This is a genomic window from Chryseobacterium sp. MEBOG06 (assembly GCF_021869765.1).
GTDB lineage: Bacteria > Bacteroidota > Bacteroidia > Flavobacteriales > Weeksellaceae > Chryseobacterium.
On sequence record NZ_CP084580.1, the window covers coordinates 4379118 to 4395499 of the forward strand.

17 protein-coding genes are annotated in these 16382 nt (G+C 36.7%); 8 read left to right on the forward strand and 9 right to left on the reverse strand.

Annotated elements, in window-relative coordinates:
- Positions 1-13: 13 nt before the first annotated feature.
- The 5 genes from LF887_RS19970 to LF887_RS19990 all read right to left on the reverse strand — a co-directional run bounded on the left by LF887_RS19970 (position 14) and on the right by LF887_RS19990 (position 5128).
- Complete coding sequence (locus LF887_RS19970) at positions 14-1291, reverse strand: chloride channel protein (RefSeq protein WP_236856017.1); 1278 nt, start codon at positions 1289-1291, stop codon at positions 14-16.
- A gap of 171 nt (positions 1292-1462) precedes the next feature.
- Complete coding sequence (locus LF887_RS19975; protein ID WP_236856018.1) at positions 1463-1849, reverse strand: DUF423 domain-containing protein; 387 nt, start codon at positions 1847-1849, stop codon at positions 1463-1465.
- Positions 1850-1880: 31 nt separating this feature from the next.
- Positions 1881-2543 (reverse strand): energy transducer TonB, encoded by a 663-nt coding sequence (locus LF887_RS19980; RefSeq protein WP_236856019.1) that lies wholly within the window; start codon positions 2541-2543, stop codon positions 1881-1883.
- Position 2544: 1 nt separating this feature from the next.
- Entirely contained in the window at positions 2545-3633 is a 1089-nt protein-coding gene (locus LF887_RS19985) for a hypothetical protein (RefSeq protein ID WP_236856020.1), read from the reverse strand.
- 166 nt (positions 3634-3799) lie between these two features.
- Complete coding sequence (locus LF887_RS19990; RefSeq protein WP_236856021.1) at positions 3800-5128, reverse strand: hydroxymethylglutaryl-CoA reductase, degradative; 1329 nt, start codon at positions 5126-5128, stop codon at positions 3800-3802.
- 155 nt (positions 5129-5283) lie between these two features.
- Between LF887_RS19990 and LF887_RS19995 the strand changes: the two genes are divergently transcribed.
- Positions 5284-6543 carry a putative DNA modification/repair radical SAM protein gene (locus LF887_RS19995; protein WP_236856022.1) on the forward strand — a complete coding sequence of 420 codons (1260 nt, stop codon included), beginning with the start codon at positions 5284-5286 and terminating at the stop codon, positions 6541-6543.
- Between the two features lie 40 nt (positions 6544-6583).
- Here the strand turns inward: LF887_RS19995 and LF887_RS20000 are convergent, their stop codons facing one another.
- Positions 6584-6949, reverse strand: coding sequence for a winged helix-turn-helix transcriptional regulator (locus tag LF887_RS20000; protein ID WP_236856023.1), 366 nt, complete (start codon positions 6947-6949; stop codon positions 6584-6586).
- 94 nt (positions 6950-7043) lie between these two features.
- On the opposite strand from LF887_RS20000, the gene LF887_RS20005 reads away from it, so the two are divergent.
- Positions 7044-7907, forward strand: coding sequence for a pirin family protein (locus tag LF887_RS20005; protein WP_236856024.1), 864 nt, complete (start codon positions 7044-7046; stop codon positions 7905-7907).
- A gap of 109 nt (positions 7908-8016) precedes the next feature.
- On the forward strand, positions 8017-8775 hold the full coding sequence (locus LF887_RS20010) for a TIGR03915 family putative DNA repair protein (protein WP_236856025.1): 759 nt from the start codon (positions 8017-8019) through the stop codon (positions 8773-8775).
- Between the two features lie 838 nt (positions 8776-9613).
- Here LF887_RS20010 and LF887_RS20015 read toward each other — a convergent pair.
- Together LF887_RS20015 and LF887_RS20020 are read right to left on the reverse strand one after the other, a co-directional pair.
- Positions 9614-10414 carry a DNA alkylation repair protein gene (locus tag LF887_RS20015; RefSeq protein ID WP_236856026.1) on the reverse strand — a complete coding sequence of 267 codons (801 nt, stop codon included), beginning with the start codon at positions 10412-10414 and terminating at the stop codon, positions 9614-9616.
- On the reverse strand, positions 10411-11049 hold the full coding sequence (locus LF887_RS20020) for a peroxiredoxin-like family protein (RefSeq protein ID WP_236856027.1): 639 nt from the start codon (positions 11047-11049) through the stop codon (positions 10411-10413). Before LF887_RS20020 ends, LF887_RS20015 begins: the two co-directional genes overlap by 4 nt.
- A 96-nt stretch (positions 11050-11145) precedes the next feature.
- Between LF887_RS20020 and LF887_RS20025 the strand changes: the two genes are divergently transcribed.
- The 4 genes from LF887_RS20025 to gap all read left to right on the forward strand — a co-directional run bounded on the left by LF887_RS20025 (position 11146) and on the right by gap (position 14540).
- On the forward strand, positions 11146-11496 hold the full coding sequence (locus LF887_RS20025) for a winged helix-turn-helix transcriptional regulator (protein ID WP_236856028.1): 351 nt from the start codon (positions 11146-11148) through the stop codon (positions 11494-11496).
- An 80-nt stretch (positions 11497-11576) separates the two neighbouring features.
- Positions 11577-12434, forward strand: coding sequence for a DUF4846 domain-containing protein (locus LF887_RS20030; protein WP_236856029.1), 858 nt, complete (start codon positions 11577-11579; stop codon positions 12432-12434).
- 83 nt (positions 12435-12517) lie between these two features.
- Entirely contained in the window at positions 12518-13504 is a 987-nt protein-coding gene (gene pfkA / locus LF887_RS20035; RefSeq protein ID WP_236856030.1) for a 6-phosphofructokinase, read from the forward strand.
- A 31-nt stretch (positions 13505-13535) separates the two neighbouring features.
- Positions 13536-14540, forward strand: coding sequence for a type I glyceraldehyde-3-phosphate dehydrogenase (gene gap / locus LF887_RS20040; RefSeq protein ID WP_236856031.1), 1005 nt, complete (start codon positions 13536-13538; stop codon positions 14538-14540).
- Between the two features lie 56 nt (positions 14541-14596).
- Here the strand turns inward: gap and LF887_RS20045 are convergent, their stop codons facing one another.
- Positions 14597-14983: a hypothetical protein gene (locus LF887_RS20045; protein WP_236856032.1), complete on the reverse strand. Its 387-nt coding sequence runs from the start codon at positions 14981-14983 to the stop codon at positions 14597-14599.
- Positions 14984-15164: 181 nt separating this feature from the next.
- Between LF887_RS20045 and LF887_RS20050 the strand changes: the two genes are divergently transcribed.
- Positions 15165-16355, forward strand: a complete 1191-nt coding sequence (locus LF887_RS20050; protein WP_236856033.1) for an oxygenase MpaB family protein — start codon at positions 15165-15167, stop codon at positions 16353-16355.
- Positions 16356-16382: the final 27 nt, after the last annotated feature.

The window sequence follows — 16382 nt, forward strand, 5'->3', positions numbered from 1 at the left end:
ATAAATCACTTTTCTACTCTTCAACCAATTTTTCAGACTGTGATCCGATAAACGGAATTTTTGGAGCAAGGAAATATCCTGTCAGGCTGGCGAATAATATGGGTACAAAATAAGTAAATCCGGTAAGTGTACCCAAAATAATCGTTGTACTCATAGGAGTTCTCGTCACACAGGCATTGATGGCGGCCATACAGCTTACAATCGCCAAGGTAGTGTCTACTCCAGGAAAAATTGTATGGATAATTAATCCCAAAGTGGTTCCCACGAAGAACAATGGAATGATAAAACCACCCCTCCATCCGGAGGTTACGGTAATCGCAATTGCCAGTATTTTAAAGATCAAAACTAAGATTAGAAATTTCAGACCAAAATTTCCACCGATCAGCTGATTGATTTCATGATGTCCAAAATATCTTGTAATTGGAAAGTTATAAGCGATAATTCCCAAAATGATCCCGCCCACAAATGTTTTAATGTAGATCGGAAATTTTCGGTACTCAAAAGCTTTCTTGAAGAACTTAACTACAAAAATAAAAATCCATCCAAACAGTGTTCCTACAATTCCAAAAGCTATGGCATAGGCAAAATCATATGCCCCTGTATAATGATAAGCTTTCAGATCCCAGGTTGCTCCTATTCCGAGATGGATAATTAAAGCAAACATAAGGTAACTGAAGCAGCTTGCCACCAATGCGGGAATAATGGCCCTGTAATATTCCACGGCATGCTTATGATGCAGGATTTCCAATGAAAAAAGACTTCCTCCCAGAGGAGCGCCAAACAGAGCTGTAAAGCCTGAAGCCATCCCTGCAATACTTAAAGAGCGTAATTCTTCTCCTTTTAATCTGAAAATTTTCCCCAGCCATGTTCCTGTAGAGCCTGTCACCTGTACCAAAGGAGCTTCCGGACCTAAACTTCCTCCTGAAGCCACACAAAAAAGGGATGACAAAATCATGGAAGGGTTGTTCTTCGGATCAAGTTTTCCTTTATTGAATCTGATATTATTGACAATCAGATGAATTTCTCCCGGATCACCAATAAAATGGATGACCAATCCTGCCAACAGACCACAGATTGCCATGGTAGGAATCACCTGCCACCCTTGAAATCCCGAAAGAAATTCTGTAAAATATTCCAGCACAATCCAATATCCGCCGGCAATAATACCTCCTACGAGACCAGTAATAGCCCACATAAAAAAAGTACGGCTGAATACAAAAGGATTAAATGTAATGGGTTGATCTAAAAGGTTGAATGTTCGTATTAACCGCCGCCTTCTATTGATTTTCATTTTAATTTATTTTAAAATTACAATCATCATTTGTTATTGATATTTTAAAGCCTTTGCTCTGTCTGAATACCACTGCAAACGTAAAATATTTCATTGATAAAGATCCCTGCGAACTTCCTGCTGAAAGAAACTCATGAGATCCATATGCAGGTGTATTAATACTATTTATTCTTAAATTTTATTTTTAGCAAAGTAAAAAATAAGCATTCCCCAGCTTAAGATCATCATCAGACCACCAAGCGGAGTAATAGGGCCTAAGAATTTAAGATTCACTCCTAAGTAATCCTGCATACTCAAAAAGTAAATGCTCAGTGAGAATAAAAGAGTTCCTGCAATCATTAAAATTGAAGTCCATTTTTCAGCTGATGTTTCAAATTTTAAGATATATCCGATGATCAGCAGGAAAAATGCTGCGTACATCTGGTATCTTACTCCTGTTTCAAAACTTTCCAGTCTTTCCACAGCCAGTATTTTCTTTAAAGCATGCGCTCCGAATGCACCCAGGATTACAGATACCATTCCGTAAACTGCTCCAAAAACTAAAGTAATTGTTTTCATTTAAATTTAACTTAAAATATTTTTACTAGAATTATTCTATTGCCAAGGTAACCGGCAGGCTATACATATTTCTGATCGGTTCGCCATTTTTCATTTCGGGTAAAAAAACTTTCTGGATTGAGTAAAAATTCAAAGCAGAAAATAATTTAATTTCCTCATTATCTGTTCCTGTCACTTTAACTTCTTTCATGATACCATCTTTATCTACAATAAAGTTAAATCTAAGTTTCAGAGGGGCATCCTGATTTTCTAAAAGTTCACTTCCACTAAACGCTTTAATCACTTCATTGCGGATAATGTCTGGTGAAAACGGCTGTGCAGCAGATGAAGGACTATTGTTTTTTATCGAAGAAGCTTCCTTATTTTCTTTTTCAACTTGTTCCAGCAATGATTTAAGCTTTTCTACTTTTTGAGGCTGGTTTTTATTCTGACAATCAGAATAAGAGCTTTTCAAAGTGTTGAATTGCTTGGTATATTCCTGCTCATCAGCTTTTGAGAGACTTCCATTTGGTGATTTCCCTGCTATTGCTTTATATTTTTCATCTAGAATTTCAATGTCTTTCCCACATTTCTTTCGTATATCAGAGTAAAGGCTATTGACTGTTTTTCGTAAAGTAGCTCTGGTGTTTTGAGCAAAAGCAGCAGTAACAAGCGTGCAGGCTACAAGTGAAAAAAATTTTCTTATGATTATCATTTTACAATTCTTCTAATTCTATGGTTAAATCATTTTTAGTTTTATAATCCTGCCAGGTTCCTGTAATTTTATTCCCGCTCATTTCTGCTTCTACAAAGGCTCTGATGATCCATTGATTTGTCTCCTCACTGTAGTATTCATTTTCAGTAATTGAGATATGGTTTCCTTTCATCTTTCCGTTCCACTCAATCAGTTTTTTACTTTTATCATACCAATACCATGCAGAAAAGGAACTTTCTCCTTTTGCGTCTTTAGCATCATAAAAGTCTTTTATAAGAACTGTCACCGGATATTTTCCGCCTATCATTCCTTTGTACAGTTTATTCCTAAAACTGGTTTTATCAGCTTTTGGAGATCCGTTAAGTAAATTTTTCGCATAAGGACTCCAGTAATTATCAAGCTCTTTATAAGACAGTTCAATAACATGCTCATCCAGCTCATCCAGCGCTCTCATAGCGTGATTCGCACATCTACCGGCAATAAATTTAAGCTTATCTTCGGTGAAATAATATTTGATTCCATCTAAAGTATAATCTGTATAGCAGCCTTCATAAATAGCAATCTGATCCAACACTTCTTGTGAAGGATTTTTTTCTGATTTTAACTGAGTGAGAAAATCATTAATATTTTTTCTTATTCTTTTCTGAATAATACTTTCCACTACTTTAACGGCACCTGGCTGAAAAAGATCCTGAATATTAATCAAATTTCCGGTTCTGAGGTCAAAATTCTTCCAGATCATGAAATATTCCGGGTAGGCTCCGGAAGCCTCTCCATCTATGGCAAGACACAAGATATTCTTTGGTGCATCCCTCTTTTCCCAGCTATAAAAATCAACATAGTTAGAGTAAGACGTCTTTCCACTGGAAACCAGCTTAAAGGGGTTTCCTCCTGAACCGGGAATATATTCCAGCTGATCAACCTGTAAAAAAGTATTGATCTTATTTTCTACTGTTGGTTTATCTGCATAAGAAACCACAGGAAAATTACAATTTTCAGATTTCGGCTGTAAAAAATTTATTTTCAGGTTTTTCTGCTGTGAAAAACTTAAACCTGAAATCAACAGAAAAAATAAGGTACTTTTTTTCACTATTTCGACTTTAGATACATTAAAATAAACTTGGCAACCAAAGTTGAAACTCCCAGTATAATAAACATATTGGCAAATCTTCTGGAACTTTTAAAACCTTCCATTGTTGTTTTCTTTAAAAATAATCCAAAGAGAAGGAATATAACGGGCAAAATGATCTGTAGCATTAGTTTCCTCTCATTCGGTTAAACTCATTGATCACTTCATGATGGCTTACGGTCTTATCTTTAAAATAGGCAACAAAGTGCTGTTTTTCTTCTTCTGTAGCGCCCAGTTGGTTCAAAATATTCAATAAGTGCATTTTCATGTGACCTTTCTGAATTCCCGTAGTGACTAAAGAACGTAATGCTCCAAAATTCTGAGCCAATCCTGAAACGGCGAGAATACTCATTAATTCTTGTGCAGAAGGTTTTCCTAATAATGCCAGAGAGAATTTTACCAAAGGATGAAGATTGGTCAGCCCTCCTACTACTCCTACAGAGATCGGGAGATCAATCCAGAATCTGAAAACACCATTGTCAGTTGTACAATGCGTCAGAGATCTGTATTGTCCGTCTCTGGCAGCATAAGCATGAGCACAGGCTTCAGTAGCTCTGAAGTCATTTCCTGTAGCAATCACTACAGCGTCTACACCGTTCATCACTCCTTTATTGTGAGTAGTTGCACGGTAAGGTTCAATTTCGGCAATGGTAACCGCCTGTTTGAACTTGGATGCAAATTCTTCAGGAGAAATTCCGCTGTCATCTTTTAAATCTTCCATTTTACAGGAAACCTCAGCTCTCACGATACAGTCAGGTGTAAAGTTGGAAAGAATATTCATTACGATCTGTAAAGAGTTCTTTTCATCCTGTGTAAAATCTTCGCTGGTTGCCACTTCCTGTCTCAATGTTTTTCCAAACTGTTCAAGACACGAATTGATAAAGTTTGCGCCCATAGAATCTACGGTATCGAAGCTTGCTTTCAACTGGTAATAATTCGGCATATCTGCAGTCTTATCCACCAGACTTATATTTAAAATACCTCCTCCACGTTTTCTCATGTTGGATGTAATATCTTCTGTAGCTTCAAGCAGTTTTTTCTTTAGGCTGAAATTAAAGAAATGTAAAAGTTTGTGAGATTCTACATTGAATATAAAATGGGTATGCCCTAGCTTTTCTGTATTGATGATTGTTGTTTTAAAACCGCCTTTATCAATCCAGAATTTTGCAGCTTTCGAAGCAGCTGCTACTACTGAACTTTCTTCAACTGCCATGGGAAGTGCCAATAGCTTTCCGTCAATCAAAAAGTTTGGAGCAATTCCGTAGGGCATATAAAAATTGGAGATGGTATTTTCAGAAAATTCGTCGTGAAGTTTCTGAAGGTCTGCATCTTCGTTCCAATATTGTTTTAATATATTTTGGTATTCGTGATTTCCTTCAAGGTATTCGTTTACGAGCCAGTCGATTTTCCCCTGTTTTGGAAGCTTGGAAAACCCTTCGATTGGTTTATGATTCATAATATAAACTTTAATGAGCCGTAAATATAATGATTTTGAGGGGCTTTTTTGTTGATAACTTCTATGAAAAAAGATTGACATTTATCAATTTTGGAACTAAATTTGAACACTATTTAATTAAAGTCCGATACAAATAATATCAATTCTTAAGAAATATGAATTTTGAACGCCTGAAAGAAAAGCTCGAAATCCTTGCCGATGCAGCGAAATATGATGTTTCCTGCTCTTCCAGCGGAGGGACCAGAAAAAATAAAAAAGGGGCTTTAGGAGACAGTTCCGTAAGCGGAATTTGTCATACCTATACGGAAGACGGAAGATGTGTTTCTCTTCTTAAAATTCTATTGACCAACCATTGTATCTATGATTGTGCTTACTGTGTTTCCAGAAGTTCAAATGATATTAAAAGAGCAGCTTTTACAGTTGAAGAAGTGGTAGATCTTACAATTAATTTTTACCGTAGAAATTATATTGAAGGCTTGTTTTTAAGCTCAGGAATTTTCAAAAATGCAGATACCACTATGGAACGGCTCGTAAGAGTAGCCAAAAAGCTGCGTGTGGAAGAGAATTTTAATGGCTATATTCATTTGAAATCTATTCCAGGGGCAAGCGACGAGCTGATGCAGGAAGCTGCACTATATGCAGACCGATTATCTGTAAATATTGAAATTCCAACGGAAAGCGGATTAAAATTGTTAGCTCCTGAGAAAAACAGACAGGATATGATCAACCCGATGCGCTACATTCAGAAAGGAATCACCCAATATCAGGACGAGAAAAAAGTTTTGAAAAAAGTTCCCAAGTTTGCTCCGGCAGGACAGTCTACACAGATGATTGTAGGAGCCACTAACGAAAATGATCTGCAGATCATCAAAGTTGCCGATCATTTTTATAAAAATTTTAATCTGAAAAGGGTGTATTATTCCGGTTATGTTCCTGTTTTAGAAGATAAAAGACTGCCTTCTTTAACTACCGAGGTACCTATGCTTCGTGAAAACCGTTTGTATCAGTCGGATTGGCTGATGAGATTTTATGGTTTTAAAGCGGAAGAAATCTTAGATCCAAACGTTCCTTTTCTTGATCTGGAAGTAGATCCGAAATTAAGCTGGGCTCTACGGAATTTGCATCACTTTCCGATCAACCTTCAGACTGCGGATTATCAGATGATTTTAAGAATCCCGGGAATAGGAGTAAAATCTGCCCAGAAGATTATCAGTGCAAGAAGGTTTCAGATTTTAACGATGGATCACCTCAAAAAACTGGGAGCAGCAGTGAACCGGGCTAAATATTTTATTGATTTTAACACCGGAAATGCTTATCTGAAATATCTGACGGATAAAAACTTTAGAAAACTGCTTGTAGGGGGAAGCTCTTCCAAGTTTCACAATCAATTTTCTCAGCAGTTGAGTTTGTTTTGATTATAATCCGGAAAAATACAGAGCTCGGGCAGGGATGATATTATTTATGGTATTCGGAATTGTCTTCCTGCATTTCCCTAATCGTTTTTTCTCTATGGCTTTCACCCCATTTTTCCATGGAAGTCAGTACTTCCTGTAAGCTTTTACTGTACGGAGTAAGTTCATATTCCACCGTAACAGGCTTCGTATCAAGAACCGTCCTGCTTACAAGACCATTGACTTCCAGCTCCTGCAATTCTTTAGATAAGATACGGGGCGTAATCCCCACTTCACGGGATAATTCTCCAAACCTCCTTTTCCCACTCATCAGAACTGTGACCAGTACCAATTTCCATTTGCCTCCTACCACATCCAATGTATCTTTAAGCGCACGGATAGATCTCTGACATGTTTCTTTAGTATGCATAAGTATCTTTTTTGTAACTACTATCCTTTAGGTAACACATGATAAATGTAGAGATTTTTTTTGGAAATTTGACTTATAAATAAAAGCACTTACAATGATACAACGAACAATAAAATCAGTAATACAAGGGTCATGGCGACAAGGTTTTTTAGGAAAAGGGCATAAAGCATTAAACGTATTGGAAAATATTCCTTATCAGGATTCTGATCCGTTTATTGTATTTATGGACGATGATATGAATCTTCCGGGTGGACCTCCGGTAGGCGGCCCCCACCCCCATGCAGGAATTGAAACATTAACCCTCGTATTAAACGGTGACGAAAAAGATCTTTTAACCGGCAGTCTTGAAATCATGAGTGCAGGAAAAGGCATTATTCATACAGAGGAAATATCAACAGAAAAAAATGTACATTACCTGCAGGTTTGGATTGTGCTGCCTCTTGATAAAAGATGGACGCAGCCAATTTTTCAAAAAATACTTTTAGAGGATGTTCCTAAGATCATCACCGATCACTATGAAATAAGAATTTATAGTGGCAGCAGCAACGGACTCACTTCTCCTGTTAAAGATTACACACCCTTCAGTTTAATAGACTATCACATGAAAAAAAATGCACATATAGTGCAGGAAATTCCGGGAGATTATAATGGTTTGATCTATGTATTAGATGGCTCTGTGAAGATTTCCGGAAGAACTGTAAAAACAGGTCAGACCGGATGGCTCAACAAAACAGGAAGTGACGAAGAGAGCCAGTTAACATTTGAGACAGGCGACCAAACAGCCCGCTTTGTACTTTATGCAGGAAAACCTCATAATGTTTCCGTGGTACAGCACGGACCATTTGTTGCCGACAGCCCTGAAGATATCTCAAAACTCTACAGGGAATACCGTAACGGTGAAATGCCACACCTCAACGATCTTCCTGAATCTCAGAGAATACAGTATTTCAAAGAATAAAAAAGAACAGAGCAATTTTATTTTAAAAAAAGACACTCACTCAGTTTTAGTGGGTGTCTTTTTTCGTTATTTTTGTACATAATGCACCTTCGCTACCAAAAAAAGAATTATGATTACAATGATTTATGACGGAAGTTTTGACGGAATTTTAACCGCGGTATTCGAAGTTTTTGAATATCGTTATAAAGAGGTTGAAATATTCAGAAAATCGCATTTTCACCAGAAGAATATTTTCGCTGAAATTCACGAAGTAGTTACGCAGAATGATAAATCGGAAAGAGTTTTAAATAAACTCGAAGACAATATAGGTAAATCAGGAATTCATAAGTTACTTAAGGTTTTCTTATCAGAAGAAGCGGAGTCAGAACAACTTATTTTGTCGGCTGTACAACAATCCATAAAACACCCGATGGAAAATATACTTGAAAATTATGCCGACCGTGATATTTTAAAAATATCAAAAATCTGCAAATCTGTAGATCGTGAAAGACACCGGATGACTGCTTTTGTCCGTTTTGAAAAAATGCTGGATGGCGTTTTCTTTGCGAAAATAGATCCGGATTTTGATGTACTTCCACTGATCAGAAAACATTTTAAAGACCGCTACCAGGATCAGAAATGGATGATCTACGATTTGCGAAGAAACTATGGTATTCTTTATGATCTGGAAAACTGCGATTTCTTCTACCCTGATGAGAAATTGGACCTCAATAAATATCATGAGAAATTTCATGATGATGAAAACCGTTACCAAACCCTTTGGCAGAGATATTTTACCAAAACCAATATTGTTGAAAGGAAAAATCTTAAACTTCATATTCAACATGTCCCGAAAAGATATTGGAAGTACCTGACCGAAAAGTGGTAAGCTTTTTCATTTACAACATATTGACTATCATATACAATGAAATCAACATTTTCACTTTGTGGATAACTTTGTCAGTTATTTGGCTAACAAAAATTCATGCTCAGCACTTCTGCGAGGACTTCTAATTAAAAAACTCATTAATAGTTATTTACAGTAAAAAACAAATCAGCACTCTGATATTGTGGATAACTTTTTTAACCATAAATGATAATACTCTATGTAGATCTTCTTCTCATATGGATGGCATCCGTGTCCTATTTTTATTAGATCTTCGAAATTTCAAGGATCTGCCGGGATCCAATTCTAATTTCCACTTTGTGGATAACTTTTTCAATAACCTAAAAATAAAAATCCACGATAAGCCCCTTCAAATGTAACTTTCATACTACACTAATGATCAAGTATTTATAATCACACAAAATCAACAATCTGACTTTGTGGATAACTTTTACAATTACAGACACCATAAGTCTCATAAATTTTCACACCCTATATATTGTATGTTGTACTCTTTCTAATTTTTTATTTCATTTGGAAAATTAGGAGGGAAACTAATCAGCATTTCCATATTGTGGATAACTTTTTAAGTTAGATAAGAAACAAAAATTCACGCCAAAGCCTTTGAGAAGAAACTTCATTAACTTTTTAAATTACAACTACTTCGGCTAAAAAATAAATCAACATTTTGATATTGTGGATAACTTTTTTAACTAAGTATTATAGAGATTTGAAAAGATTCTTACGTCAAATCCTTTATTGAAGGGATTCATATTCAATTTTTCTCCGGTCCAAAATTCGGATAGAAAATGAACCGGCAAGTTTGTTTTGTGGATAACTTTTATTTGCTGATGGTTCGTAAAGCTTTTTTTACAATATACTGGGTTTCTTTTGCTGGGTTTTCTTTAAGCCATTCATCACAAATTTCTATGACAAACTCAGGTTTTGACTTACCGGCATCATTAAGCCAATTTCCTACACTATCCTGCACATATCTGGATGAATCAGATTGTAGTGGCTCCAGAATTTCTAATCCTAATCCCGGATTTTGTTTCAATTCCGCTATATGTTCACACCAGACCCCTCTTGGTCTTGTTGACTCGCTGGCAAAACGCCTTATATTTTCATTTTCATGAGTGGCCCATTCAGATAAGATGGAGATAGCTTCGGCAAGATTTTCTGAAATGTCAGGACGTACTGTCATCCAGCAAATTTCCCTTACTCCAAAATGAGTATCTGAAGCAAAAGCACGGATTTTATTTAATTTTTCTCCGATATTCAGATTCTTGTTTCTTCCCACAGCATACGCAGCCCAGCAGCGTACCAGATCTGACTGATGGGTTGAAATCTCTGATAAAAAAGCCTGATCATGATTTTCGACTGCCAGATTGAGTAGTCCTACTCCAATGGCTTCGTTGATGCTGTTAACCGTTTGCTTTTTAAGCTGATCTATATTTTCTAAAACTGCCTTCAGATATTTTGTACGGTTTTTCTGCAGAAGCAGACTTTCCAGTAAAATCTTTTGATCTACTGCCAGCCATTCTGTAAGATTAGCCGTCTCCAGTCTGCCTTGGTTCAGCTGCTTTAAAATGTCTGCAGGAATATCTTTGATGGAGCCCGCTCCTTTTCGTTTTTCCGTCATAACGCCTGTAATAATTTTTCCATATCTACTCTGTTCATGTAATTCGCGTCTAAAAACTTATAGGTGACGACTCTGTCTTTATCTACCACAAATATAGCAGGAACCGGCAAGGTGTTGTTTTCATTTTTATTATAATCAGAAAGGTTAATTCCAAGGTCCTGATAACAAGGAATGACAAAATCCTGTAATTGGAATACAATTCCCAGTTTTTCAGCAAAAGCATTATTAAAATCTGTAAGTACTTCAAATTCCAATTTATTTCTTTCAGCCATTGTTAATGAATGACCCGGACTTTGTGGAGAAATAGCCACCAAAACAGTATTTTTATTACTTATTCCGGGAAGATTCTTCTGCAAAAAATTCAATTCCAGATTACAGTAAGGACACCAGCCGCCTCTGTAAAACACTAAAATCATTTTATGCTTTTTAAGAATTTCCGAAGAATCTATCATTTCACCATATGCATTGGGTAAAGAAAACTCAGGGATCTTCTCCCCTATCTGAATGCTTTTTTGTTCAATACTTTTTGTTTTCAGATCTTGTATAGATTGCCCAAATACTTTTAAGGTTTCCTGGGTAAGCTGTGGAAACAATTCACTATTCAATTTCTCAATCTGCATTGACAGTGTATTCATTGCTTTTTAATTTATTATTTTTACAAAGGTGTAAAAGCCTTTATAAATGGGCAATACCGCATATTTTTCGCCCATAGGGATAAAAAAGTCAATTTTATGGAAACAAAGGGAAGAGCCGGAGAAAATAAAATCTGTCCGTTGGAAGTCGCCGTTAACAGCATCAGTGGAAAATGGAAAATTCCTATTGTATGGCAGATTAATGAAGGAAAAAAACGTCCCAGTGAATTTCTCCGCGGAATTGCTAAAGTTGACCGTCGGGTTCTTAATCAGCAATTAACTGAAATGGTGAAAGATGGAATCCTAGCGAAACATTCTTATAATGAACTTCCTCCAAGAGTAGAATATACACTTACTGAACTGGGAGAAAAACTGGTAAAAATTCTCTGGCATCTGAATGATTGGGGGAAGTTACTTCTTCCCGAATCCGAAGTGCAGGAAGAGAAGTAAACAGGTTTCTCTATTGATTCACATAATCCTGACCTATCTATTACAAAAATGCTCATATTTGTAATAGAATCAAATACAATATGAAAAAAAATATTTCAGGACTGGTCATGGCCATTGCTCTGTTGGGCTGTACTCATGATAAATCTCCATCCCACCTCAATCGTCAAGACTCTGAAAGCTTTGTAAAAATCAATAAAGATAAAAACACCATTAAAGAAAGATTTTCTGCTCCTCCAGAGTATAGATGGGTAGATGAGAAACCGGACAACTTTGGGTATTTTATTGAGAATTTTAAGTTGAAACCTTATGGAAGTCAGATTTTAAAATACGACGGCAATCCTATTTCCACACAAGATCTTCACGAGGCTGTTCTTGATATTGATACAGGAAACAAAGACCTGCAACAATGTGCCGATGCTGTCATCCGACTGAGAGCCGAATATTTATATAAGATGAAAATGACGGATGAAATTAAATTCCATTTTACAAGCGGCGATCTCATCAGCTGGAGTGATTATAAAAACGGAACAAGAGCTTTTGTCAATGGAAATTCTGTCAACTTCCGAAAAACATCAGGCTTTGATGATTCTTACCAGAACTTCAGGAATTACCTGGACCTCATCTTCAACTATGCAGGAACCATTTCATTAAATAAAGAAACAAAACCCATAGAAAAAAACGCGGATTTAAGAACGGGAGACATCCTGATTACCCCCGGAAGTCCCGGACATGTTGTTTTCATTGCCGGAGTAAGTAAAAATAAGGAAGGGCAGAAATTATTTTTATTAGGAGAAGGATTTACCCCGGCACAGTCTATTCACTTGCTCTCCAATCCGTTTAACAAAAATATTTCGCCTTGGTACAATCTTGATATCAACGATAAGGAAACCAAAACAGCCCGATATATTTTTAAACCTACAAACTTCAGAAGCTTTTAATAATTTATATTCAAAACTATTGGAAAGTTACTACGATAATCTGAACTTGTTTTTGTAAATTTGTGTTCGAAATTTTTTACTTGATGAAAGAGAGTGCTGTAAAAAAGATTGCAGTTCTTACTTCAGGAGGTGACTCTCCGGGTATGAATGCGGCATTAAGAGCGGTAGTAAGAACCGCCAATTACTATGATATCGAATGTTACGGAGTGAGAGAGGGCTACAATGGCCTTATCAGCAACGATTTCCTGAAAATGGGAGCTCGTTCCGTAAAAAATATAATCAACCAGGGTGGAACAATTCTAAAGTCTGCCAGATCTACTGAATTCAGAACCAAAGAAGGCCGTCAGAAAGCGTATGACAATTGTGTAAAGCTTGGAATAGACGGATTGGTATGCATTGGTGGAGACGGAACCTTCACAGGCGCCAAAATCTTCAGTGAAGAGTTCGGCATCAGAGTAGTGGGTGTGCCGGGAACTATCGACAATGATATTTTCGGAACAGACAATACGATCGGATACGATACTGCTCTGAATACTGCGATGGAAGCGATTGACAAAATCCGTGACACGGCTACTTCCCACAACAGAGTTTTCTTTGTTGAGGTAATGGGACGTGATGCAGGTTTCATTGCTTTAAACAGTGGGTTGGCAACGGGTGCTCTGGATATTCTTATTCCTGAGAAAAAAGACTGCAGAGATGAGCTTTTCGCTAATTTCAGAAAGGCAGAGAAAACAGGAAAAGCATCCAGCATTGTTGTGGTAGCAGAAGGTGAGAAACAAGGAAGTATCTATGATCTTGCAAACAAGACTAAAGAAGAATTCCCGGAATATGACATTCGTGTAACTGTTTTAGGACATATCCAGAGAGGAGGTTCTCCCAGCTGTGCAGACAGAGTACTTGCCAGCAGACTTGGATATGGTGCGGTAGTAGGATTAATGGAAGGGCAAACTAATGTAATGGCAGGAATGCGTTCCAATGATTTAGTATATACTCCTATTGAGGAAGCCATTAAAAAGCATAATGAAATCAACAAAGATCTGATGTTGATTTCGGAAATTTTAGCAATCTAATTATTTTTATAATCTATAAAAACAAACTATTATGTCAACAATTAAAGTAGGTATCAACGGTTTTGGTAGAATTGGACGTCTTGTTTTCAGAGCAATGACTGAAAGAGACAACATTGAAGTTGTAGGAATCAATGACCTTATCAATGCAGAATACATGGCTTACATGTTAAAATATGACTCTGTACACGGTATTTTCCCAGGTGAAGTTTCTGTAGAAGGAAATGATCTTGTAGTAAACGGAAAAAGAATCAGAGTAACTGCTGAAAGAGATCCGAACAACCTAAAGTGGAATGAAATTGGTGCTGATTATATCGTAGAATCTACAGGTCTTTTCTTATCTAAAGATTCTGCTCAGGCCCACATCAATGCAGGTGCTAAAAAAGTAATCCTTTCTGCTCCTTCTAAAGATGATACTCCAATGTTCGTAATGGGTGTAAACCACAAGGAACTTACTGATGATATCAAAATTTTATCAAACGCTTCTTGTACTACAAACTGTTTAGCTCCTTTAGCTAAGGTAATTCACGATAATTTCGGAATCGTAGAAGGTTTAATGACAACTGTACACGCTACAACAGCAACTCAAAAAACTGTTGACGGCCCTTCAATGAAAGACTGGAGAGGTGGTAGAGCTGCTCTGAACAACATTATCCCTTCTTCTACAGGTGCTGCTAAAGCGGTAGGAAAAGTAATCCCTTCATTGAACGGAAAATTAACTGGTATGTCTTTCAGAGTACCAACTGTTGACGTTTCTGTGGTAGATTTAACAGTGAGAATTGAAAAAGCTGCTTCTTATGAAGAAATCTGTTCAGTAATCAAGGCTGCATCTGAAGGTGAATTAAAAGGTATCTTAGGATATACTGAAGATGCTGTAGTATCTCAGGATTTCGTAGGAGATAAGAGAACTTCTATCTTCGATAAAGATGCTGGTATCATGCTTTCTCCTAACTTCGTAAAACTTGTTTCTTGGTATGACAACGAAATGGGTTACTCTAACAAGTTAGTTGATATGCTTGTACACGCTGCTTCTTTATAATAAGACCTCAGCAATACATCATATAAAACCTTCCCGATCGGGAAGGTTTTTTGGGTTTATACGGGACACACAGCACCAATACCCTTCTGGAGAAAATACTTGATAATGATCTTTACTAAAGATTTCACAAAAACTCCTAAAGGAATAATTTGTGCAATGGCTTCCAGAATAAAATCAATGATTTTACCAAAAACACTATCCTCCCGTACTATGGAACAAAATATTTCTTTCAGCTTACTCCACAATGCTTGTAAATTAACACTTGCAGCTGTTAATGACACTGCATTTACATTATTTACTAAAAACATTTCAGACTGTTCCTGAGTGTATGAAATATAAAGTTCTGCCAAAGCGTTCTGAGCATCCTGTTCAGTAACCTCTGCCTGTCCTAATCCTTCAGTAAGAATCTCGTTAGAATAAACAGAGATATCTACTAGTTTCATGTTTTCGTTTTTTATCAGCATAACCTAAAGTTTTAATGGTTGCAGCAAAGTTCAAAAATCTCTCAATGTGAAGCAATTACCCTTTTGGGTAATATTGAGAGTCACAAAGTATCATCCTATTACCCTGATAAATCTCACCACGGAATTTCGGCGTAAAACTTGTACTTTTATAGGTAAAGGAATGAACATGCTACACCCCCGTTTTAAAGATTCACCCCATTTCAAAGATTTCTGGAAAAATGGCAATGGAAAGTCACTTATAAAATTTTCCGGAGCACAGGTAAGTTTTCAAGACTTTGAAAAATTCTCTTCTTTTTTTTATCATGTGGATGAAATTGGCGATGAGGTTGTAAAAGATGTTTATTTTACTAAAAAATTCAATGAAGCTTCACGAGAAATTGAACATTATATAAGAACTGGAGTTTCTGAAACAGATTCTGTTCCTGAAAGTGTAAAAAGACTTTTCGCCCAGACCCAGGAAATTCCTGCATGGCTTGATCATAATTTATTAAAAAGCGGAGCCGAGCTCTGCATGAGAAGCAACTTAGATTCTCTGATCTCACTAAGGGATTACTGCCTGATGGGAGGTTATGATTATGCTTACCTTAATAAGCCACTCATCGTGACAGAAGCTTTAAAAAAAGGAGCTGTAAAGCGTCTTTCAGAAACATTGGATTTCTGGGTGAATGCCACACGATATAATGCTTTGGAACTTCACGCAAAAGGGTATGAATTTGCCATAAAAACGAGGCTCATCCATTCTTACGCAAGACTTTCCATTAAGAAACATTATAAAAACTGGGATACCGAAAATTGGGGCGAGCCCATTAATTCCTGGGATATGATGGCAACATATATCGGATTCAGTCTGGTTTTTCTCCATAGCCTTAAGAAATTGGGGAATACTTTTTCCATTGAAGAAGAACAGGGAATTTTCCACCTTTGGAAATATGTAGGATATCTTCTGGGAATTCCGGAACATCTTCTTCCAGATCACAAAAAACAGGCTACGGAATATTTTTATTTATGGACTTCCGTTCAGCCTCCTGCTGATAAAGATTCCGTTCTTCTTGCTCATTCTTTACTGAATGAATCGCTGGAAAATCCAATTTTAAAATTTGAATTTCAAAGAAAAAATTTAAGGTACCTGCACATCTGCTGTACCTGGTTCTTACTGGATGATGAAGTTTGTAAAAGATTACTCATTCCCGAAGTCCCCAATAGAAAGCTTTTCCCCAACTCAAAGATTATTTTCAATAAAATCTATGACAGGATGGTAAGCAGAAATGCCAGAATAAAAAGAGGAAACAAAGATCAGATGAAAGTGCTGGAAGACTATCTGAATATTACCCAAAATTCAAACTTTCATTAAGCCCTTCATTTTTCAACGAAGCAGGAA

Excerpts from the sequence above, each read along its gene's own strand:
- LF887_RS19970 (WP_236856017.1), bottom strand. The coding sequence starts at position 1,291 with ATGAAAATCAATAGAAGGCGGCGGTTAATACGAACATTCAACCTTTTA.
- LF887_RS19975 (WP_236856018.1), bottom strand. The coding sequence starts at position 1,849 with ATGAAAACAATTACTTTAGTTTTTGGAGCAGTTTACGGAATGGTATCT.
- LF887_RS19980 (WP_236856019.1), bottom strand. The coding sequence starts at position 2,543 with ATGATAATCATAAGAAAATTTTTTTCACTTGTAGCCTGCACGCTTGTT.
- LF887_RS19990 (WP_236856021.1), bottom strand. The coding sequence starts at position 5,128 with ATGAATCATAAACCAATCGAAGGGTTTTCCAAGCTTCCAAAACAGGGG.
- LF887_RS19995 (WP_236856022.1), top strand. The coding sequence starts at position 5,284 with ATGAATTTTGAACGCCTGAAAGAAAAGCTCGAAATCCTTGCCGATGCA.
- LF887_RS20000 (WP_236856023.1), bottom strand. The coding sequence starts at position 6,949 with ATGCATACTAAAGAAACATGTCAGAGATCTATCCGTGCGCTTAAAGAT.
- LF887_RS20005 (WP_236856024.1), top strand. The coding sequence starts at position 7,044 with ATGATACAACGAACAATAAAATCAGTAATACAAGGGTCATGGCGACAA.
- LF887_RS20010 (WP_236856025.1), top strand. The coding sequence starts at position 8,017 with ATGATTACAATGATTTATGACGGAAGTTTTGACGGAATTTTAACCGCG.
- LF887_RS20015 (WP_236856026.1), bottom strand. The coding sequence starts at position 10,414 with ATGACGGAAAAACGAAAAGGAGCGGGCTCCATCAAAGATATTCCTGCA.
- LF887_RS20020 (WP_236856027.1), bottom strand. The coding sequence starts at position 11,049 with ATGAATACACTGTCAATGCAGATTGAGAAATTGAATAGTGAATTGTTT.
- LF887_RS20025 (WP_236856028.1), top strand. The coding sequence starts at position 11,146 with ATGGAAACAAAGGGAAGAGCCGGAGAAAATAAAATCTGTCCGTTGGAA.
- LF887_RS20030 (WP_236856029.1), top strand. The coding sequence starts at position 11,577 with ATGAAAAAAAATATTTCAGGACTGGTCATGGCCATTGCTCTGTTGGGC.
- pfkA (WP_236856030.1), top strand. The coding sequence starts at position 12,518 with ATGAAAGAGAGTGCTGTAAAAAAGATTGCAGTTCTTACTTCAGGAGGT.
- gap (WP_236856031.1), top strand. The coding sequence starts at position 13,536 with ATGTCAACAATTAAAGTAGGTATCAACGGTTTTGGTAGAATTGGACGT.
- LF887_RS20045 (WP_236856032.1), bottom strand. The coding sequence starts at position 14,983 with ATGAAACTAGTAGATATCTCTGTTTATTCTAACGAGATTCTTACTGAA.
- LF887_RS20050 (WP_236856033.1), top strand. The coding sequence starts at position 15,165 with ATGAACATGCTACACCCCCGTTTTAAAGATTCACCCCATTTCAAAGAT.